Source organism: Mesorhizobium sp. HAY1-8B, assembly GCF_056868045.1.
Genome location: NZ_CP200321.1, coordinates 6944461 through 6964326, shown reverse-complemented (window position 1 = coordinate 6964326; position 19866 = coordinate 6944461). Strand labels below are relative to the sequence as shown.

Here is a 19866-nt window from a genome sequence, read left to right as displayed (position 1 = left end):
GGCTAGACCAGAGCGGGCAAAATGGTGCAGATTTGATCCACAGCCAAGGGATATGGGCGAAACAGCATCGATCCCAGGCGAATTCAGGGAGAGAGACATGAACATTGCGCCGGGCAAGAATGCCGTCAGCAATATCCCTTTTGACCAGGCGAGGGTCGACCGGCTGATGGAGGAGGCCGGCATCGATGTGCTGCTCGCAACTTCCAAGCACAACACACAATACCTGCTGGGCGGCTACAAATTCATCTTCTTCGCCGCCATGGATGCGATCGGCCACAGCCGTTACCTGCCGATTGTCATCTATGAAAAGGGCGGGCCGGATCACGCCGCCTATATCGGCAACCGCATGGAGGGCGGCGAGCACCAGAACAACCCGTTCTGGACGCCGACGCTGCATGCCGCCTGCTGGGGCACGCTGGATGCCGCCAATCTTGCCGTCGAACATCTGCAAAAGATCGGCAAGGCCGGTGCCCGCATCGGTATCGAGCCCGGCTTCCTGCCGTCGGATGCCTACACGCTGATCCGCAAGGCGCTGCCGGACGCGAAGTTGATCGACGCGACCGACATGCTGGAACGTATGCGCGCCATCAAGACCGACGCCGAACTGGAGAAGCTGCGCACCGCCTCCGAACTGATCACCGATTCCATGCTGGCGACCATTGCCTGGGCGCGCGAAGGCAGGACCAAGGTCGAGATGATCGAACAGCTGCGGCGCGAGGAAACCAATCGCGGCGCGCATTTCGAATATTGCCTGCTGACACTGGGCTCAAGCCATAACCGCGCCGCTTCGCCACAAGCTTGGAAGAAGGGCGAGGTGCTGTCGATCGATTCCGGCGGCAATTACCACGGCTATATTGGCGACCTCTGCCGGATGGGCATTCTGGGTGAACCGGACGCCGAACTGGAGGATCTGCTGGCCGAGGTCGAGGCGGTGCAGCAGGCGGCGTTCTCGAAGGTCAGAGCGGGCACGCTGGGCGGTGACATGATTTCGCATGCCGAAGGCGTGCTGAAGAAATCCAAGGTCGCGCCCTATACGGATTTCTTCGCCCATGGCATGGGCCTGATCACGCATGAGGCGCCATTCCTGATGACCAACCATCCGGTGACTTATGAAGGCACCTACGCGGCCGAACCGCTGGAAAAGAACATGGTGCTGTCGGTCGAGACGACCATGCTTCACCCGACGCGCGGTTTCATCAAGCTGGAGGATACGCTTGCGGTGACCGACAGCGGTTATGTGATGTTCGGCGATCGCGGGCGCGGGTGGAACCGGGGTGGGACCGCCTAGCCGGTATTGAAGGGTGCTGCCCCTCACCCGGATTGCCATCCGGATTGCGAAGGGCAATTCGGGGCAATCCGACCTCTCCCCGAGGGGAGGGGAGGGCCGGCGCGAACGCCAGTCTCTTCTCCCCTTGGGGAGAAGGTGGGCGCGAAGGGCCGGATGAGGGGCCTCCCCGCAAATGAGGGACGGGAGGAAGATTATTTCCCTGCCGGCACCAACCTGAAATCCGGCAGCTCCCTCAACGCCAGCTCAGGCCCGGCGGGCGAGTAGACAACAAACAGCTGCATCGGCCCGTCACCCGTATTCAGCGTCGAGTGAAAACGGCTCTCCGGCACATAGATGGTGCAGCCGGGGCCGATCTTCGCGACCACCGGATTGCCCTTCTCGTCCTCGACCATCTGTTCGCCATGGCCGGAGATGACGAAGATGATTTCCTCGGCGCCCGGATGGTTGTGGCGGGTGTGGCCCTTGCGGGAAGGCAGGTCGACGACGCCGCCGGAAAAGCGGGTAGCACCATTCACTTCCGGAGCCACCGTCAGCGCCAGTCTGCCCCAGTCGAAGCCGAAGGCGCTGACGTCCTTCGGATAGACAAACACCTTGCTCTTGTCCGTCATCTCTCTCATCCCTTCTTTTTCTTCGTGGTCGCTTTGTCGCCGCCCAGTGTGACAGCCTTGAAATCGGCCGTCTGTCTGGCGATCGCTGCTTCCGCCGGCAGCCGTTCCATCGAACTCGCGCCATAGAAGCCATGCAGGCCCTTGGCGCGAGACAGAATGTAGCGGGCGTCATCCGGCATCGAGATAGGGCCGCCATGGCAAAGCAGGATGACATCCTTGCGTACCGAACGTGCCGCCTCGGCGATTGCGTCGATCGCGACCACGCAGTCGTCGAGCGACTTGGCCGAGGTGGCGCCGATCGAGCCGCCCGTCGTCACGCCCATATGAGCAACGACGATGTCGGCGCCGGCCTTGGTCATGGCGCGGGCCTCGTCGGGATTGAAGACATAGGGCGTGGTCAAGAGGTCGAGCTTGTGCGCCTCGGCGATCATGTCGACCTCGAGCCCGAAGCCCATGCCGGTCTCCTCGAAACTCTGCCGCATGGTGCCGTCGAACAGGCCGATGGTCGGAAAGTTCTGCACACCGGAAAAGCCCATCGTCTTCAGCTCGGCCAGAAGCAGGGGCATGATGACGAAGGGATCGGTGCCGTTGACGCCGGCGAGCACCGGCGTCTTCTTGACCACCGGCAGCACCTCATAGGCCATTTCCTTGACGATCTCGTTGGCATTGCCATAGGCGAGCAGGCCGGCGGCGGAGCCGCGGCCGGCCATGCGATAGCGGCCGGAATTGTAGATGATGATAAGATCGATGCCGCCGGCTTCCTCGGCCTTGGCCGACAGGCCGGTGCCGGCGCCGCCGCCGACGATCGGCACGCCCTTGTCGATCATTCCACGGAATTTCTTCAGTATGTCCTTGCGCGGTATGGCGGGCATTTTTTGGAACCTCAGTGTCTGGCTATTTCGATAAAAGCCGCGACCGCGGCCTTGGCGAATTCGGGGTCGTTGATGTGCAATGGCAAGCGCGTGACACGGCGCGTGGCGCTCGGTTCGATGGTGCGCTCGATGGCTTCGAACAGGGCGTCGTCGGCTTCCGGATCGAAAAAGGCGCCACCTTCGATGTCCAGGGCCGAGACGCCTTTTTCAGGAATGAGAAAATGTACCGGCCCCTCGCAGAGGGCGAGCCTGGTGCCGATCCACTCGCCGATCGCGCGGCATTCGTCAGCGCTTGTGCGCATCAGCGTGACGTTGGGATTGTGCTCGTAGAAAAGCCGGCCGCGATAGCGTTCCGGTATGGTCGACGGCGCCCAGAAGTTGACCATGTCGAGCGCGCCGACCGAACCGATGTAGGGTAGCTTGCTGCGGGCAATCGCACCGAAGCGATCCTCCGTTGCCGGCAGCACGCCGCCGAACAGGAGGTCGCAAACCTCGGTCGTGGTGATGTCGATGACACCGGACAGCAGGCCGCTGTCGGCCAGCTTCTCCATACTGCGGCCGCCGGTGCCGGTGGCGTGGAAGACCATGCAGTCATATCCGGAGCGGAGCTGGTCGGCGATCGCCGTCACGCAAGGCGTGGTGACGCCGAACATGGTGAGCCCGATCGACGGCTTGCCGTCGGGCGCCGGGGCCGGGCTTGCCGCCATGCCCGCTATGGCCTGGGCGGCGTTGTGCAGCACGACGCGGGAAAGCCGATTCAGTCCCGCCATATCGGTCACCGATGGCATCATGATGATGTCGGAGACGTCGACATAAGGCGCCGTGTCACCCGAGGCGAGCGTCGAGACCATGATTTTCGGCAGGCCGAGCGGCAGCGCGCGCATACCCGACGTGATGATCGAGGTGCCGCCGCCGCCGCCTATGCCGATCACGGCGGCGATGTCGTTTCGCGATAGGACGAAGCGGGTGAAGGCGACGCCCATGGCGGCAACCGCGGCGCCACGGTCATCGACGCCGAGCACGGCCGCGCTGCCTTCAGGATGATGACCGGCCACCTGCTTCGCGCTGATGTCGACGGGAACGGTTGAAGCGCGTGTTCCGACATCAACGCGAGAAACGGCAGCGCCCGTTGCGGCGATGGCGTCGGCCAGGAAGGCAAGTTCCTCGCCCTTGGTGTCGGCGGTGCCCACGACGTAGATGCGCTTCATGGGCGGTTCCCAGGTCATTGCAAATTTTTGAGACGCGCGTATCATATTGATATGGATATCTCACGTCAACGAGCCACTGCAGGCGACGACACGGAGCGGGGAAGCGGCCAGGCCGCCGAGCGTGGACCCCGGGCGCGCACGAAACGGCTGATGCTGGAGACGGCAACACGGTTGATGCAGGCAGGCGTCACGCCGTCGGTGAGCGAGGTGGCGGAAGCGGCGGAGGTTTCCCGCGCCACCGCCTATCGCTATTTCCCCAGCCAGGCGGCACTGGTGCAGGCCGTCGTCGACGAGGGGCTGGGACCAATCCTGACCTGGCAATCGACTTCCGCGGACGCCGAGCGCCGAGTCGCGGATCTGTTCGACACGGCGATGCCACGCATCGAGGCCTTCGAGGCGACGTTCAAGGCGGCGCTGAAACTGTCGCTCGATCAATGGGCGCGACGCCAGGCCGGCACGCTGGGCGGCGAGCCGGCCTTCACGCGCGGTCATCGCGTCGATTTGCTGCAGCAGGCGATAGGCCCGCTCAAGGGCCATTTGCCGCCGCGCGACTTCAAGCGCCTGGCGCAGGCGCTGTCGCTGATCTTCGGCGTCGAGGTGCTGATCGTGCTCAAGGATATCTGGGGTCTGGACAGCCGCAAGACGCGGTCCGTCGCGCAATGGGCGGCAGGCGCCCTGGTGCGCGCCGCGGTGGCGGAATCGATTGGTGAAGGAGGTGGCAACGGTTCAAGGGTGGTCGTGAGGTAGAGCCTATCTGGTTCGACCAGATTTGCATGCCGACTATCAATATTACCCCTGACGCAGAGAGCTATGCAACGCCCCTGCGTATCACTGAGTAGGAAAATCATTGGAAAACAGGCAGATAAAGCCTGAATTCCGCCGGAATGGCCAGGCCCGTCTTCCAAGAAAGGGCTTGACGACGATGCAGAATTGGTAATACCAGATTAGAAAAGAAAAGTGGATCAAAAGTGAGGGCTGCGATCCATTTTCCGGCAGGGCGAGGAGGCCCGAAACCGGAAAGGTGCGATCACGGGAGGAACTACCGGAGCCGGCCCCGTTGCCGGCTCGCATGACAGGGTAGAATGCGCACAAGGGAGGAAATCATTATGCGCAAGTTAGTGACCAGCATGCTTGCTGGTATCGGCTTAACGCTTGCCTGCGGAACGTCAGTCTACGCGCAGGAAAAGTCGCTCACCATCTTCTGGGCGGAATGGGATCCAGCCAATTACCTGCAGGAACTCGGCAACGAGTACGAGAAGGAAACCGGCGTCAAGATCACGGTGGAGACCACGCCGTGGGCCGACTTCCAGACGAAGGCCTTCACCGAGTTCAACGCCCATGGCGATGCCTATGACCTGGTCGTCGGCGACTCGCAGTGGCTGGGCGCCGGTTCGACCGGGGGACACTATGTCGACCTGACGGACTTCTTCAAGAAGCACGACCTCGGCAATGTCATGGCGCCGGCGACGGTGAAATATTACGCCGAATATCCCGGCAACAGCGGCAAGTACTGGGCCATTCCGCTCGAAGGCGACGCTGTCGGCTGGTCCTACCGCAAGGACTGGTTTGAAGATCCCAAGGAGAAGGAAGCGTTCAAGGCCAAATATGGCTACGACCTCGATGTGCCAAAGGATTTCAAGGCGCTGCGCGACATAGCCGAGTTCTTCTATCGGCCCGACCAGAAGCGCTACGGCATCGCGATCTATACCGACAATTCCTATGATGCGATGGCAATGGGCTTCGAGAACGCGCTGTTCTCCTATGGCGGCGAGCTGGGTGACTATGCGACCTACAAGGTCGATGGCCACATCAATTCCGACAAGGCCGTAGCCGCGCTCGACGCCTACAAGGAACTCTACAAGTTCACGCCTCCCGGCTGGGCCAAATCGTTCTTCGTCGAGGACAATCAGGCGATCACCGAGAACCTGGCGGCGATGAGCATGAACTTCTTCGCCTTCTTCCCCTCGCTGATCAACGAGGCGTCGAACCCGAACGCCAAGAACACCGGCTTCTTCGCCAACCCGCCGGGACCGAATGGCGACCAGTTCGCCGCACTCGGAGGTCAGGGTATCTCCGTCATCTCGTACTCGAAGAAGCAGGACGAGGCGATGAAGTTCCTTGAATGGTTCATCAAGGACGAGACCCAGAAGAAGTGGGCGGCCCTTGGCGGCTATACCTGCAGCGCGGCGGTGCTCAAATCGCCGGAATTCCAGAGCGCCACGCCTTATAACAAGGCCTTCTACGAGACCATGTTCAAGGTGAAGGACTTCTGGGCCGTGCCGGAATACGCCGAACTGCTGCAGCAGCTCAACCAGCGCATCTATCCCTACATGATCGGCGGCGACGGCACCGCCAAGGAAACCTTGGACGCGCTGGCCGCCGACTGGAACGCGACGTTCAAGAAGTACGGCCGCGTTCAGTAACAATCATGCCTCACGGAGGGGGCGTTGGTGCCTCCTCCGTTTCTTTTTCTGCAAATGGGAGAGGGTCTTGGCGACCACGATGATCACAACGCTGGACAGGTCCTCGCGGGCGGCCACGCGCGGCCTGAGCGATATTTCGATCCGCAACCTCTTCATTGTTCCGACGGTCCTGTTCCTGATCGTCTTCAACATCTTTCCGCTGATCTATTCGCTTGGCTATTCCTTTACCGACTTCCGCGCCTCGACCAACGCGCCGGCGAATTTCGTAGGGCTGCAGAACTATCGCGACCTGCTCAACGATCCCTATGTCTGGTCCAACTTCGCCATCACGGCGAAATACGTCATCATCTCGGTCGCCGGTCAGCTGCTCGTCGGCTTCGGCGTGGCGATGCTGCTCAACCGCGATATCCCGCTCAAGGGCCTTATCACCACGCTCCTGCTGCTGCCGATGATGCTGTCGATGGCTGTTGTCGGCTTGTTCTGGAAGCTTCTCTACGACCCGTCATGGGGGGTCATCAACTATGCGCTCGGGCTCGGCAATTTCGAGTGGTTGGCCGATCCCAAGATGGCGCTCTACGCCGTCGCGCTGACCGACATCTGGATGTGGTCGCCCTTCGTCATGCTGTTGTCGCTGGCAGGTCTCTCGGCGGTGCCGAAACATCTCTACGAGGCCGCCGCGATCGACCGCGCCGGGCCGTTCTACACGTTCTCCCGCATCACGCTGCCGCTGGTGGCGCCGATCCTGATGATCGCGGTCATTTTCCGCACCATGGAAGCGTTCAAGACTTTCGACCTCGCCTACATCCTGACCAGCCAGCCGACGGCCGAACTGATCTCGATCCGGCTCTACAAGATGGCGTTCCAGGAATGGCAGACCGGGCGCTCCTGCGCGATGGCCTACATCGTGCTGATCATGGTGCTGGCCATCACCAACATCTACGTCAAATACCTCAACAAGGTGAAGGAGCGCTGAGATGGCCGCCGTCCGCACTTCTTCCGAGATCGGCTTCAACCGCGTCGCCATCGTCGCCGTGCTGGTGGTGACGATCATCTTCCTCGCCCCAATCTACTGGATCGCCTCGACGGCATTCAAGCCGCGCAACCTGGCCACGACCATCCCGCCGACGGTCGTCTTCCAGCCGGAAATTTCGCCATTCGTGAAGCTGTTCACCAAGCGCTCGCAATTGCGCAGCCCACCGACGCCCGAAGAATATGCGGCGGCGCCATGGTGGGAGCGGGTCGTTTTCGATGGCGGCGAGAAGATCGTGCGCGACGGCAAAGGCCAGGTGCAGTGGTCGGGTTATCCGAGCCGTTTCCTGAATTCGCTGATCATCGCCATCACCTCGACAGTGCTGGCGGTCGGCATGGGCACATTCACCGCCTACGGCTTCTCGCGCTTCAAGGTGAAGGGGGAGGCGGATCTCCTCTTCTTCATCCTGTCGACACGCATGCTGCCGCCGGTGGTGGTGGCGATCCCGATGTTCCTCATGTACCGCGCGGTCGGCCTCAACGACACCCATATCGGCCTGATCATCCTCTACACCGCCTTCAACCTGTCCTTCTCGGTCTGGCTGATGAAGGGTTTCATGGACGAGATCCCGAAAGAATATGAGGAAGCGGCCCTCGTCGACGGTTACACGCGCATGGAGGCCTTCTTCAAGATCGTGCTGCCGGAGGCCGCCACCGGCATCGCCGCGACCGCCGTGTTCTGCTTCATCACGGCATGGAACGAGTATGCGTTCGCGCTGATCATGACCAATCGCCGCGCGCAGACAGCGCCGCCCTTCATCCCCAGCCAGGTCGGCTCCGGCCTGCCCGACTGGACGGTGATCGCCGCCGGGACCTTCCTGTTCCTGTTGCCGGTCGCCATCTTCACCTTCCTGCTCCGCAATCATCTGTTGCGAGGCATGTCCTTCGGAGCGATCCGCAAATGAGCTTTCGCGCCATCAATCAGAAATACCTGGAGCCTGGTTCGCAGGTGCTCATGGTGCTTGGTATCGTGGCACTGTGCCAGCCCTGGAACATGCTGCTGCACACATACGGCCTGACCATCATCCTGATCGGGCTGATCGGCTTCAACATCACCTCGAAGATCGCGCCTGAGGAGGAGGCCGGCACCGGCCACGCCGCGCGAAATCCGGGAGCAGAGCATTGACCCAGATCGAGCTTCGCGGCGTCCAGAAATTCTTCGGCGCCGTACAGGTCATCAAGGACCTCAACCTCAAGATTGCCGACAATGAGTTCATCGTGCTGCTCGGCCAATCGGGCTGCGGCAAGACGACGACGCTGCGCGCGATCGCCGGGCTGGAGACGATCGACGAGGGCGACATCCTCATCGACGGCAAGCCGGTCCAGCATCTGAAGGCCGCCGACCGCGACATCGCCATGGTGTTCCAGTCGTTCTCGCTCTATCCGCATATGAGCGTCTACGAGAACATCGCCTTCCCCTTGCGCGCCACGCGCAAGAGCAAGGCCGAGATCGACAGCGAGGTGCGCTCGGTCGCCAAGACGCTGCAGATATCGGATTTGCTTGGCAAGAAGCCATCGGCGCTGTCGGGCGGCGACATGCAGCGCGTCGCCATCGGCCGGGCGCTGGTGCGACGGCCCAAGGCGATGCTGATGGACGAGCCGATCGGCGCGCTCGATGCCAAGCTGCGCGAGGAGATGCGGGCCGAGATCAAACGGCTGCACATCAAGCAGGGCTCGACCACGATCTATGTCACGCACGACCAGATCGAGGCGATGAGCCTCGCCGACCGCATCGTCATCATGCATGAAGGCGTGCTGCAGCAGGTGGGCACGCCCGACGAGGTCTATTCGCGCCCGGCCAATCTGTTCGTGGCGCAATTCGTCGGCAGCCCGGTGATGAATGTCGCCGACGCGGCGGTGGCCGAAAAAGCCGCGTCCGCATCGGTGACGGTCGGTGACGCGGCCACCGGCTTCGAGTTTCCGCGCGCGCTGCTGTCGAAGCTCAACGGCCATGCCGGCGGCCAGCTGGCGCTCGGCATCCGTCCGGAAGGCGTGCTCATTCGCCGTGACGCGGCCGACGGCTTCATGGCCGTCGAGACACAGATCGTCGAACCGCTCGGGTCCTTCGATATCGTCGACCTGAAGGTCGGCTCCGAGATGCTGCGCGCTCGCACCAAGAGCGGCTTCATCTCGGGGCCCGGCGAGAAGGTCTTTGCGCGGATCGATCCGACGCAGGCGCATTTCTTCGACAAGGCAAGCGGCAAGTCGCTGGAAGTGAGATTGTGATGGCCCATATCCAGCTCAAGAATATTTCCAAGAGTTTCGGCAATCACACCGCCCTGACCGGGCTCGACCTCGACATCGCCGATGGCGAGTTCTTCGTGCTGCTCGGCGAGACGGGCGCCGGCAAGACGACGACGCTGCGGCTGATCGCAGGCCTCGAGAAACCGAGCGAGGGGCAGGTCCTCATCGACGGCGTCGATGTCGCCGAGTGGGGCGCGGCCGAACGCGACGTGGCGCTGGTGCTGCAGCAATATTCGCTCTATCCGCGCTACACGGTGCGGGAGAACCTCGAATTTCCGCTGAAGCCGAAGATCCGCCGGCTGCCCGATGCCGAGATCAAGGACCGCGTCGACCGCGCTGCCCGCACACTGCGCATCGAGCACCTGCTCGACCGCAAGACCGACCGCCTGTCCGGCGGCGAGATGCAGCGCGTCTCGATCGGCCGCGCCATCGTGCGCAAGCCGCGCGTGTTCCTGATGGACGAGCCGCTGTCGGCGCTCGATGCCAAATTGCGCGAGGCGCTACGCACGGAATTGAAGAACCTGCAGATACAGCTGGGCGCCACATTCCTGTTCGTCACCCACGACCAGATCGAGGCGATGTCGATGGGCGACAAGGTCGGCGTGCTCAACCATGGCCGCATCGTGCAGACCGGCACGCCGCACGAGATCTACAACAATCCACGCGACACCTATGTGGCGAGTTTTGTCGGCTCGCCGCCGATGAACCTCATCGACGGCAGGCTGGTCAACAACCGCGCGGTGATGGCGCCGATGAATTTCGAGCTGCCGCTTTCAGCGGGGGCCAAGACGGGTGCGGCGACCGAAGGTCGCCCGCTCGTCTTCGGCATCCGTCCCGAAGATGTCTATCTGGAAAACGGCGCTCCGGTCGAGGCGCGTGTCCATGACGTGGAAAATCATGGCGTCGAGAAGATCCTGACGCTGCGTGTCGGCGACACAACACTGCGCGCCACGGTGCCGGCCAGGACCGATGTCGCGATCGAACAGCCGGTGCGTTTTGCCTGGAACCCGGACAAGGTGGTGCTGTTCGACAAGGGCAGCGGTGTCAGCTTGCGCCACGCCGGGTGAAGCGCTGTTTCGGTTCAGCCGGGTAGCCGTGCAACGAAGGATACCGGCTCAACTGGCCTGGCGGATTTCGGCCTGTTCCTCGGCGCGCAGATGGCTGGGCGCCGCGCCGATGACGCGCTTGAAGGCACGGCTGAAGGCGGCGTCCGATTCATAGCCAAGGCGGGCCGCAACGACTGATATTTTCATCCGGTCGCGGACCAGCCACTGACGCGCCTGATGCATCCTGACCTGGGTGACATATCTTGCCGGCGTTTCGCCGACGATGGTGGCGAAACGTTCGGCAAAGCCCGAGCGCGAGGCGCCCATCATCCGGGCCAGCAACTCGACCGTCCAGTCATGGTCAGGTTCGAGATGGATGGCCGCCAGCACGCGACCGATGTCACGGTCCCTGACCGCGGCGATCCAGCCGGAGGAGTCGCCGCAACCACGTTCGACCCAGGAGCGGATGACCGTGGCGGCAAGCACATCGGCCAGCCGTGCCAGGATGCCGCCGGAGCCGACACGCTCCATCGTTACTTCGCGCGCCATGGACTCCAGCAGGTGTGGAATGCCGGGCTCGTAGGCTTCCAGCTCGTGCGTGCGCATCACGTCCGGCATCATGCCGAGCAGGGGGTGCAGGCCGTCGATGTTGAAATACATCGCGGCGCAGAAAAGCAGTGTTCCAGGCTGGCAATTCTTGTCGCACATCTCCGCGTTTGACGTGCAATAGACGTCCTTGCAGACTTCCTCGAGCTCGTAGCCATGGATAGGCCAGGCCTGTGCCCCGGGTTCGCTGGCCAGCACATGCGCCTCGCCTCGTGGAAGCAGCACCGCGTCGCCCGCATTGAGCTGCACCCATTCGCCGGATGGCTGCTTGAGCCAACAGCCCTTGCGGCCGATGAAATGAAACCGCGCTCCGGGCTGAGCCGGGAACTGGATACCCCAAGGCTCCTTCATTTCGCAGCGGCCATACTCGACACCGTCGAGACGCAGGCCGCGCAATATGTCTGTCAACGGGTCGCCGGTGATCGGAATTTTGGACGAACGGTCAAGCATAATGGGGTTTCTAGCATGGAAACTCCAGCCCGTCACTCCCTATGTTGCACCGCAGCCAAATGTTGTGCCGCAACAAATCGGAGACTGACCATGGCCGAACCCGCGACAGGCGTCATCGATGCCGCACTTCTGAACCCCACAGAATCCGATGAACGAGCCGAGCCGGCATGGGGTGCCGTGGTTTCGCTGGCGCTTGGCGTTTTCGGTCTCGTCACCGCCGAATTCCTGCCCGCCAGCCTGCTGACGCCGATGGCGCGCGATCTCGGTGTCAGCGAAGGCGTGGCCGGGCAAGCGGTGACGGCAACAGCCATAGTCGGCGCCATCGCCGCGCCCACCATGGCCATCATCACAAGGCGCATGGACCGCAGGCTTGTGATGTGGATGCTGACGGCATTCCTCATCCTGTCCAACCTCCTGGCCACCTTTGCCTCATCGCTGCCGATGCTTCTGCTTGCCCGCGTCGTGCTCGGCGTTGCGCTCGGCGGCTTCTGGGCGATGTCGGCGGCCATGGCGTTGCGGCTGGTGCCGATGCGGCTGATGCCGCGCGCCATGTCGATCATCCTGACCGGCGTCTCGCTGGCCACCGTCACCGCCGCTCCGGTCGGCGCTTATGTCGGCGACATCTGGGGATGGCGCACGGCGTTCATGATTGCGACCATCGTCGGCGCCTTGGCGCTGCTGGTGCAATTGGCCACCATTCCGAAGCTGCCACCGGTGGGTGTCGCGAGCTTCCGCACCTTGCTCGATGTGCTGGAGCGGCCGTCGATCCGGGTGGCCCTGCTGGTCGTGCTGCTGGTCGCGTCCGGACATTTTGCCGGCTTCACCTATGTGCGCCCCTTCCTCGAAAAGGTGCCGGTGCTCGACATCGAGACGATCTCGCTGGTGCTGCTGGCCTATGGCGTCGGCGGTTTCTTCGGCAATATCGCCGGCGGCATCCTGGCGGAGCGTAACCTCAAGGCGGCCGTTGCCCTGGCGCCCTTGCTGATTGCCCTGGCCGCCGCCTCGATGCTGGTCTTTGGTGCCTCGCCGACAATTGCCGCCACCGCCGTCGCCGCCTGGGGTTTTGCCTTCGGCGCGGTGCCGGTCGGGCTGCAGAGCTGGCTGGTGCGGGCAGCGCCGGACCAAGCCGAAAGTGCCGGCGGCTTGATGGTGGCGACCTTCCAGGTGGCGATCGCGCTGGGTGCTGTCTTCGGCGGCTTGCTGGTCGATCATACCGGCGTGGCCAGCGCCTTCGCTTATTGCGGCATCGCAACGCTGATGGCGGCGATCGTCGTGTTCCTGCGAGGCCCGAAGCAGGCCGAATAGTCTCCCATCCCTGACCTGCCCAGCGGCCCGAGAACCATCATGGTTCTCGGGCCGCTGCCGTTGTGATGGCGGCAACGAAGCGGCTGAGGCTGTCCTCGATATAGGTGGCGACTTCAACTGCCGGATCGAAGCTCCACCACAGGAGGGAGCCTTGCCAGTGCGACGCCATCAGCAGGCCGATGTCCCGCGGAGGTGTGGGCGTTGCCGCGAAACAAGCCGCCAGTGCCTTGCAAAGGGCTGTCTTCCAAGCCGCACCGCGCGTCCTGAGCACGGGGTCTCGCAAATCCTCGCGCAAGACGAGCAGGCCTTCGGCATAGGCTTCGATGCCGCCATAGCCTTGCGACAACGCCACCAGCAATTCAATGGCGCCGGCCGGAAGTCTTGGGCACGCTGGCGGCCAGCGTCCTGGTCCTGTCGTCGAGGCCGTCCCAGGCATGCAGCAAGGTGCGCTGCTTCAACCGTGTCTTATTGCCAAAGCGCTGCACCAGTGTTGCACCGGAGAGGCCACAGGCTTTTGCCAGACGCTCGAATGTAAGCGCCTCCGGGCCGTGCTCGTGCATCAGCCGCACTGCGTTCTCCAGTACCTGCTCGTCGGACTGGGTCTTGGGACGGGTCATCTTGACATTCCAATATAACCGAATGATCATTTATATATGATAGATGTGACGCAAGCCATCCCTTTTTGATCGATGGGTGCCGTTTTTGGGAGAGTTCAATGACTTTGCAAGGAAAAGTTGCGCTGGTTGCCGGCGGCACACGAGGTGCCGGGCGCGGCATAGCGGTCGAGCTCGGCGCTGCCGGCGCCACTGTCTATGTCACCGGGCGGAGCACGCGCGCACAGCAATCCGAGTACGCGCGGCCCGAAACAATCGAGGAGACGGCGGAAATGGCCACGGCGAGCGGTGGCAGGGGCATCGCCGTGCAGGTCGACCATCTCGTGGCCGATGATGTGCGCGGTCTGGTCGAGCGCATCCGCACCGAACAGGGCCGTCTCGATATCCTGGTCAACGACATCTGGGGCGGTGAAAAGCTGTTCGAATGGGACAAGCCAGTCTGGGACCACAATCTGGAGAACGGTTTGCGCATGCTGCGTCTGGCCATAGACACGCATCTGATCACCGCCCATCATGCGCTGCCCCTCATGATCGAGCAGCCCGGTGGACTGCTGGTCGAAGTCACGGACGGCACCGTCGAATACAATGCCGATCACTACCGCCTGTCGCCTTTCTACGATCTCGCCAAGGTCGCCGTGAACCGCATGGCCTGGGCCCATGGCAAGGACCTTGCGAAACACGGTGCCACCTCAGTCTCGTTGACGCCCGGCTGGTTACGGTCGGAGATGATGCTGGAAGCCTTCGGAGTGCGCGAGGAGAACTGGCGTGATGCAACCGCCACCGTGCCGCATTTCGTCATCTCGGAGACGCCGCGCTTCGTTGGGCGCGCCGTTGCCGCGTTGGCTGCGGATTCTAATCGCTCACGCTGGAACGGGCAGTCGCTGTCCAGCGGCGGGCTGGCGCAGGTCTACGGCTTTACCGACCTCGACGGTTCGCGGCCCGATGCCTGGCGCTATGTGCCGGAGGTCCAGGACGCCGGCAAGCCAGCCGACGCAACGGGTTATCGGTGATGCGGTCTGGGGTCGCTCAGGCCGAACGCCCGTCGAAATCGAAGACCGGCAAGGTGGACGGGTCGATATCGGCGACGCAGTTGAGGTTGATGTAGGCGGTGCGTTCGCCGCTTTCGCGGATATCCTCGGCGAAAGGGTGGATGCCGCAGGTGCGGCAGAAGCGGTGCGCCATGGTGTGGTTGCCGAATGTGTAGGTGCCCAGATCATCGCCCCAGGCCAGGACCGTCAGGCTCTCATGCGGGATGGCGCACAGCAAGGCGCCCTTGCGTGAGCAGATCGAACAATTGCACCGGACGGCGCCGGTCAGTTCCGCCTTGAATTCGAGGCCGACCTTGCCGCAGTGACAGCTGCCTTTGTACAGCATCAGTATCTTCCTATCGCTGGCAGGTGCAAAGGCACGCTGGCCGGGTTATCCCTTCCGCAGGCCAAACCGGCCGCTTGCCTAAAAGACGTTGCATCCTGGCGGAGTCCGACATCGACATGCAATCCATCCGCGACCGCCTCGAAATCATCCTGTCACGTCTTGCCAATCGTGCGGCCGACGAGAAGGTCTTCACCAAACTCTATGCCGAAGCGGCGCGCGCCGCGGCCGATGCGAGCGACGCCCGCAGCCGAGCCGGCGTGACGCTCGGACCACTCGACGGCACCATCGTTTCGATCAAGGATCTGTTCGATGTCGCCGGCGAGGCGACCACGGCCGGCTCGCTGATGCGCAGGACAGCCGCACCGGCTGTGCGCGATGCCGTTATCGTCAGCCGGCTGCGGCAGGCGGGCGCAGTGATCATCGGGAAGACCAACATGACCGAATTCGCCTTCACCGCGATCGGCGACAACATGCACTACGGCACGCCAGGCAATGCCGTTGACGCCAGCCGCATCCCCGGCGGTTCGTCGTCCGGCGCCGGCGTTTCCGTCGGCGAGGGAACGAGCGACGTCTCGATCGGATCGGACACGGGCGGGTCGATCCGCATTCCTGCCGCGCTCAATGGCGTCGTCGGCTTCAAGCCGACGGCGCGGCGCGTGCCGCTGGCCGGCGCCTTTCCGCTGTCTGGCACCTTGGACTCGATCGGGCCGCTTGCCCGAACCGTCGCGCAATGTGCCGCCACCGACGCCGTGATGACCGGCGAGGTGCCGACCGAACTGGCGGCCATATCGCTCGCGGGACTTCGCGTTGGTGTGCCGCGCGGCGTTCTTTTCGGCGACACGGAAGGTGAGGTCATGACGTCGTTCGAGCGTTGTCTCGGCAAGATCGAACAGGCTGGCGCGCGCATTGCGGATCTATCGATCGACGACATGATTGCCGATCTGCGCGCGGCGACCAAGCGTGGCTCGATCGCTGCCATGGAAGGGGCCGAGGTGCATGCCGACTGGCTGGCGACAGGCGCATCGGTGCCGGTCGACCCAAATGTCAGCGGGCCTTTGTCGCGAGCGGCAATGCTGCCGGTGCCGGTCTACATCAGGGCCTTGCGCCGCCGTCGCGCGCTTGCCGCCGCCATGGATGAGCGGCTGGCGTCGGCCGATGTGCTGGCGCTGCCGACCACGCCGGTGACGGCGCCGACCATCGTTTCCATGGCCGAGGACGCCGAGCTGCGCGACCGCGTCGAAGGCCTGCTGTTGCGCAACACACAGGTCGCCAACCAGTTCGACCTCTGCGCGATCTCGTTGCCGATGCCTGATATGGCGCTGCCGGCCGGACTGATGCTGGTCGCGCGCAATGGCCACGACTGGCATCTGCTGCGGATTGCCGCCGCCGTGGAAAGGCTGCTGGCTGGCTGAGCGACAGGAGCCGCGAATTGCGGATCAGTGTGATGAACAGTGCTTGCGTTCGCTGTCCTTGGCGGCGCGCACGATGCGGGTCGCGACCAGCCAGGGCAGGCTGTAATCCTTGCCGGTGATGGTCTGGGTGCGGTGCTCGATCGAGCCCCTGAGGACGATCTTCCCGCTGTACAGCACGTCGGACTGGTCCGTTATCGCCTTGTCGGCCTGCGGCAGGCCGCTGGTGTCGATCGACACACCCTTGATGATCGTGCCGGTGACGAGATCAAGCGCGCTGTTCGATGGGCAGGGCGCCTTGAAGCAGCGCAGCCCGTTGTCACAATAGACATAGCTGCTCTCGGCCGCGGCGACTGCCGGCAAGGCGCGGATGGACGAGGCTGCGGCAATCAGAAATGCAAGGCGAAGACCGGACATGGCCGCACCGTCGCGAAGAATTGGGGCGAAACCGCGATGCTCTAGATGTCGACCGGAAACCGTCTCCGGTAATGATCGACAACTTCCGGATTGCGCAGATTGACCGGCAGCTTGCCGGCCAGCACGAGCAAGGCTTCGCCCGCCGCGCCGACGCCCATGCGCATCATCGATTCCTCGGTAATCCCTGCCATATGCGGGGTGATGATGACGTTGTCGAAGCCGAAATAGGGATGATTGGACGGCAGCGGCTGCGTCGAGAACACGTCGAGCGCGGCGCCGCCGATGCGGCGCTCCCGCAAGGCCTCGATCAGGGCGTCGTCATCGACGACCGGCCCACGCGAAACGTTGATCAGCAGCGCGTTGGGTTTCATGCGGGCGATGCGCTCACGGCTGATCAGGCCACGCGTCTCCGGCGTCAGCGGACAGCAGAGCGCGATGATGTCGCTCTGCTCGACCAGCGCGTCGATCGACAGGAAGCCGACTTTGTCCGGCGCCGGCTGCATGCTGCGCGTGGTTGCCACCACCTTCAGATCGAAGCCGTGCGCGGCGATATGGCCGACGGCCTGGCCGACGGCGCCGAGGCCGACGATGCCGATGGTCTTGCCGGCAAGCTCGATGTTGGAATTGGCATGCTCGCGGCCGGCGAGCCAGCCTTTGGCGCGCAGGTCGCGGTCGACCCTGCGGAATTGCCGCAGCAGCGCCAGTGCGGTGAGCATGACATGTTCGGCAACCGAGCGCGCATTGACCGCCGGCACGTTGGCCACCAGCACGCCGGCCGCGGCCGCCGCTTCCATTGGAATCATGTCGAGCCCGGCGCCATGGCGGATCGCCGCCCGCAGCTTCCAGGCACCCTCGAACAGGGCTGGTGGCAGCGGCGCGCGCACGATGACGATGTCGGAATCCTTCGCCTCCCGGGTCAAAGTGGCGGCATCGAGGGCCGAAGCGATGACGAGTTGACCGGCGCCGGCGAGCTTGGCCGAGGCGCGCGGGTGCAGCGGATGGGTCGACAGGATCTTTGGCACGGCCTGGACCACGATCAGGCCTTTTCGAGCGCCGGGCTCGCGGCAACCGCGTTGCCGCCCTCGATCAGTCCCTTCCAATAGCTCTCCGCGCCTTGAAGGTGGGCACTCATCAGCGCCTGGGCGAGATTGCCGTCGCGGCGCAGCAAAGCCTCGTAGATCTGCACATGCTCGGCATGCGAGCGCACGCTGCGTTCGGGATCGTTGAAGTAGATCGGCAGGCGCTGTTCGCCCATCAGATAGTAGACGCTGCAGATGTTGTGGAAGACGCTGTTCTTGGTGGCGCGAACGATCTCGAGGTGGAACTCGCGGTCTTCCTTGGCGAGGCCTTCGCCGGCGGCGATGCGCTCCTCGGAAGCCTTGAGGATTTCGCGCAGCCGCTCGAAATTCTCGTCGGTGGCGCGCGAGCAGGCAAGTTCGGCGGCCTTGATCTCGTGGATCTTGCGCAGCTCGACCGTCTCGTAGATCTGCAACGGATCGAGCGGCAGGCCGGCGCGCGCGAACAGCGCCAGCGCCTCGACGCTCGCTTGCTTGGTGTCGATGTAGATGCCGGACTTCGCCCGACGCTCGACGATGCGCATGGCTTCCAGAATGGCCAGCGCCTCGCGGATTTGGCCGCGGCTGACGCCGAAATGCTCGGCCAGTTCACGCTCCGACGGCGTGCGGCCGGTCTCGCTGTCCGAGTGGGAGAACAGATAGGCGGCGAGTTCCGCGAGGAGGTTCTTTTCTTTCATCGTCAACTGCGTTGCGCGTGCGCCTCCAGGAATCGCTCCGAAACGGTGAACCCCAATCCGGGCTTTTCCGGGATCGCTATCATACCGTCCGTTGCTTCGACAGTCTCTTCGATCAGATCATGGATCATCGGGTTGGCGCCGAGCGAATATTCGACGATGAAACTCGACGGCGAGGCGGCGCAGACATGCAAGCCGGCGAAGAAGCAGGGTGCGCCGGCCCACAGATGTGGCGCAAAGCGCAGATTGAAGGCGCTGGCGATGGTGCCGATCTTCATCGCCTCGCTGATGCCGCCGCAGAAGGCGGGATCGGGCTGGAAAATATCGGCTGATTTGAGCACGGCAAGATCGCGGAAGGCATAACGCGTCGCCTCACTCTCGCCGGTGGCGATCGGAACAGCGCCGGAGGCCCGCACTTCCGCCATGCCCGGCTTGTCATCGGCAATGATCGGCTCCTCGAACCAGGCGAGATCGAGGTCGTTGACAAGGTGGATGAAGCGCTTGGCTTCCGCCACCGTGTAGGTGCCGTGGGCGTCGACCATCAGTTCGACATCGGGGCCGAGCGCCTGGCGTGCGGCGCGCACACGGGCGGCGGAGACGTGTGCTGCCCCATCCATGGCGCCGACCCGCATCTTCAGCGCCTTGAAGCCGCCCCGGGCCATGTAGGATTTCAATTGCTCGCCGATGGCATCCGCGGACGCCCAGCCGCCCGAGGCATAGGCCTGCATGCGGTCGACCTTGCGGCCGCCGAGCAGCCGCCAGACCGGCACGCCGAGCGACTTGCCCAGGATGTCCCAGAGCGCGATGTCGACGGCGCTGATGGCGGCGATGCTCATGCCGCGCCGGGCCAACTGCGGCATGGCGTGGCCGGTGCGCGCGGCACTGTCGTGGCGCACGCCATTGTAGAGCATCTCCCAGATGATTCCGATATCGGCCGGATCCCGGCCGATCAGCTGTGGGCCGACCTCATGGTTCAGCATGTGGACGAGGGCGCCGTAGCTGCCGGCGCTGCCGGCGGCGTTCTTGCCTTCGCCCCAGCCGACCAGCCCGTCATCGGTTTCGATGCGCAGGATGGCGGCGTCGAAGGTCGTCACCTGGCCGAAGTCGCTGCGGTGCTGCCGAGCGGCTTCGATCGGGATGCGGACCCACCAGGCTTGGACGGTCTTGATGCGCATGTTTTTCCCCAGCCCTGCCGCCGGTCATGGCGGAAGGGCAAATTTCCC

20 protein-coding genes and 1 pseudogene are annotated in these 19866 nt (G+C 63.5%); 11 read left to right on the top strand and 10 right to left on the bottom strand.

The annotated features are described in order from the left end of the window. Nucleotides 1-97 precede the first annotated feature (97 nt). On the top strand, nucleotides 98-1288 hold the full coding sequence (locus AC1VON_RS33475) for a M24 family metallopeptidase (protein ID WP_172348489.1): 1191 nt from the start codon (nucleotides 98-100) through the stop codon (nucleotides 1286-1288). A gap of 191 nt (nucleotides 1289-1479) precedes the next feature. Here the strand turns inward: AC1VON_RS33475 and AC1VON_RS33470 are convergent, their stop codons facing one another. The 3 genes from AC1VON_RS33470 to AC1VON_RS33460 are packed head-to-tail and all read right to left on the bottom strand — an operon-like array spanning nucleotide 1480 to nucleotide 3976. Then, complete coding sequence (locus AC1VON_RS33470) at nucleotides 1480-1896, bottom strand: cupin domain-containing protein (RefSeq protein WP_483126221.1); 417 nt, start codon at nucleotides 1894-1896, stop codon at nucleotides 1480-1482. Nucleotides 1897-1901: 5 nt separating this feature from the next. Continuing rightward, complete coding sequence (locus tag AC1VON_RS33465) at nucleotides 1902-2768, bottom strand: phosphoenolpyruvate hydrolase family protein (RefSeq protein WP_140772192.1); 867 nt, start codon at nucleotides 2766-2768, stop codon at nucleotides 1902-1904. 11 nt (nucleotides 2769-2779) lie between these two features. Then, nucleotides 2780-3976, bottom strand: a complete 1197-nt coding sequence (locus AC1VON_RS33460; protein ID WP_483126220.1) for a Tm-1-like ATP-binding domain-containing protein — start codon at nucleotides 3974-3976, stop codon at nucleotides 2780-2782. Nucleotides 3977-4027: 51 nt separating this feature from the next. On the opposite strand from AC1VON_RS33460, the gene AC1VON_RS33455 reads away from it, so the two are divergent. From AC1VON_RS33455 to AC1VON_RS33425, 7 genes are all read left to right on the top strand, one after another. Continuing rightward, nucleotides 4028-4723 carry a TetR/AcrR family transcriptional regulator gene (locus AC1VON_RS33455; protein WP_483126219.1) on the top strand — a complete coding sequence of 232 codons (696 nt, stop codon included), beginning with the start codon at nucleotides 4028-4030 and terminating at the stop codon, nucleotides 4721-4723. 359 nt (nucleotides 4724-5082) lie between these two features. Then, nucleotides 5083-6399 carry an ABC transporter substrate-binding protein gene (locus AC1VON_RS33450; protein ID WP_172348494.1) on the top strand — a complete coding sequence of 439 codons (1317 nt, stop codon included), beginning with the start codon at nucleotides 5083-5085 and terminating at the stop codon, nucleotides 6397-6399. Between the two features lie 67 nt (nucleotides 6400-6466). Beyond that, complete coding sequence (locus AC1VON_RS33445; RefSeq protein WP_483126218.1) at nucleotides 6467-7372, top strand: carbohydrate ABC transporter permease; 906 nt, start codon at nucleotides 6467-6469, stop codon at nucleotides 7370-7372. A 1-nt stretch (nucleotide 7373) separates the two neighbouring features. Then, the gene (locus AC1VON_RS33440) at nucleotides 7374-8333 is read left to right on the top strand and encodes a carbohydrate ABC transporter permease (protein ID WP_056568289.1); all 960 of its coding nucleotides are present in this window, start codon (nucleotides 7374-7376) and stop codon (nucleotides 8331-8333) included. Then, on the top strand, nucleotides 8330-8554 hold the full coding sequence (locus tag AC1VON_RS33435; RefSeq protein WP_140772182.1) for a hypothetical protein: 225 nt from the start codon (nucleotides 8330-8332) through the stop codon (nucleotides 8552-8554). Before AC1VON_RS33440 ends, AC1VON_RS33435 begins: the two co-directional genes overlap by 4 nt. Further along, nucleotides 8551-9654, top strand: a complete 1104-nt coding sequence (locus AC1VON_RS33430; protein WP_172348495.1) for an ABC transporter ATP-binding protein — start codon at nucleotides 8551-8553, stop codon at nucleotides 9652-9654. Before AC1VON_RS33435 ends, AC1VON_RS33430 begins: the two co-directional genes overlap by 4 nt. Continuing rightward, on the top strand, nucleotides 9654-10739 hold the full coding sequence (locus AC1VON_RS33425; protein ID WP_483126217.1) for an ABC transporter ATP-binding protein: 1086 nt from the start codon (nucleotides 9654-9656) through the stop codon (nucleotides 10737-10739). Before AC1VON_RS33430 ends, AC1VON_RS33425 begins: the two co-directional genes overlap by 1 nt. Nucleotides 10740-10787: 48 nt before the next feature. On the opposite strand, the gene AC1VON_RS33420 is transcribed toward AC1VON_RS33425, so the two are convergent. Next, nucleotides 10788-11774, bottom strand: a complete 987-nt coding sequence (locus AC1VON_RS33420; protein WP_483126216.1) for an AraC family transcriptional regulator — start codon at nucleotides 11772-11774, stop codon at nucleotides 10788-10790. A gap of 90 nt (nucleotides 11775-11864) precedes the next feature. Here AC1VON_RS33420 and AC1VON_RS33415 point away from each other — a divergent pair, with 90 nt between their 5' ends. Further along, nucleotides 11865-13079 carry an MFS transporter gene (locus AC1VON_RS33415; RefSeq protein WP_172348498.1) on the top strand — a complete coding sequence of 405 codons (1215 nt, stop codon included), beginning with the start codon at nucleotides 11865-11867 and terminating at the stop codon, nucleotides 13077-13079. 37 nt (nucleotides 13080-13116) lie between these two features. Here AC1VON_RS33415 and AC1VON_RS33410 read toward each other — a convergent pair. After that, a pseudogene (locus AC1VON_RS33410) lies at nucleotides 13117-13696 on the bottom strand (TetR/AcrR family transcriptional regulator). Between the two features lie 98 nt (nucleotides 13697-13794). Between AC1VON_RS33410 and AC1VON_RS33405 the strand changes: the two are divergent. Next, entirely contained in the window at nucleotides 13795-14703 is a 909-nt protein-coding gene (locus AC1VON_RS33405; RefSeq protein WP_483126215.1) for an SDR family oxidoreductase, read from the top strand. Nucleotides 14704-14719: 16 nt separating this feature from the next. Here the strand turns inward: AC1VON_RS33405 and AC1VON_RS33400 are convergent, their stop codons facing one another. Further along, on the bottom strand, nucleotides 14720-15067 hold the full coding sequence (locus tag AC1VON_RS33400; protein WP_172348502.1) for a GFA family protein: 348 nt from the start codon (nucleotides 15065-15067) through the stop codon (nucleotides 14720-14722). Nucleotides 15068-15183: 116 nt separating this feature from the next. Here AC1VON_RS33400 and AC1VON_RS33395 point away from each other — a divergent pair, with 116 nt between their 5' ends. Next, on the top strand, nucleotides 15184-16479 hold the full coding sequence (locus AC1VON_RS33395) for an amidase (protein ID WP_483126214.1): 1296 nt from the start codon (nucleotides 15184-15186) through the stop codon (nucleotides 16477-16479). 24 nt (nucleotides 16480-16503) lie between these two features. On the opposite strand, the gene AC1VON_RS33390 is transcribed toward AC1VON_RS33395, so the two are convergent. From AC1VON_RS33390 to AC1VON_RS33375, 4 genes are read right to left on the bottom strand one after another with little or no spacing between them, the layout of a single operon-like run. Then, nucleotides 16504-16893 carry a hypothetical protein gene (locus AC1VON_RS33390; protein ID WP_172348505.1) on the bottom strand — a complete coding sequence of 130 codons (390 nt, stop codon included), beginning with the start codon at nucleotides 16891-16893 and terminating at the stop codon, nucleotides 16504-16506. A gap of 41 nt (nucleotides 16894-16934) precedes the next feature. Next, entirely contained in the window at nucleotides 16935-17915 is a 981-nt protein-coding gene (locus AC1VON_RS33385; protein ID WP_483126213.1) for a hydroxyacid dehydrogenase, read from the bottom strand. A 14-nt stretch (nucleotides 17916-17929) separates the two neighbouring features. Continuing rightward, a complete protein-coding gene (locus AC1VON_RS33380; RefSeq protein ID WP_172348506.1) occupies nucleotides 17930-18646 on the bottom strand; it encodes a FadR/GntR family transcriptional regulator in 717 nt (238 codons plus the stop codon). 2 nt (nucleotides 18647-18648) lie between these two features. After that, a complete protein-coding gene (locus tag AC1VON_RS33375) occupies nucleotides 18649-19818 on the bottom strand; it encodes a mandelate racemase/muconate lactonizing enzyme family protein (RefSeq protein ID WP_483126212.1) in 1170 nt (389 codons plus the stop codon). Nucleotides 19819-19866 lie beyond the last annotated feature (48 nt).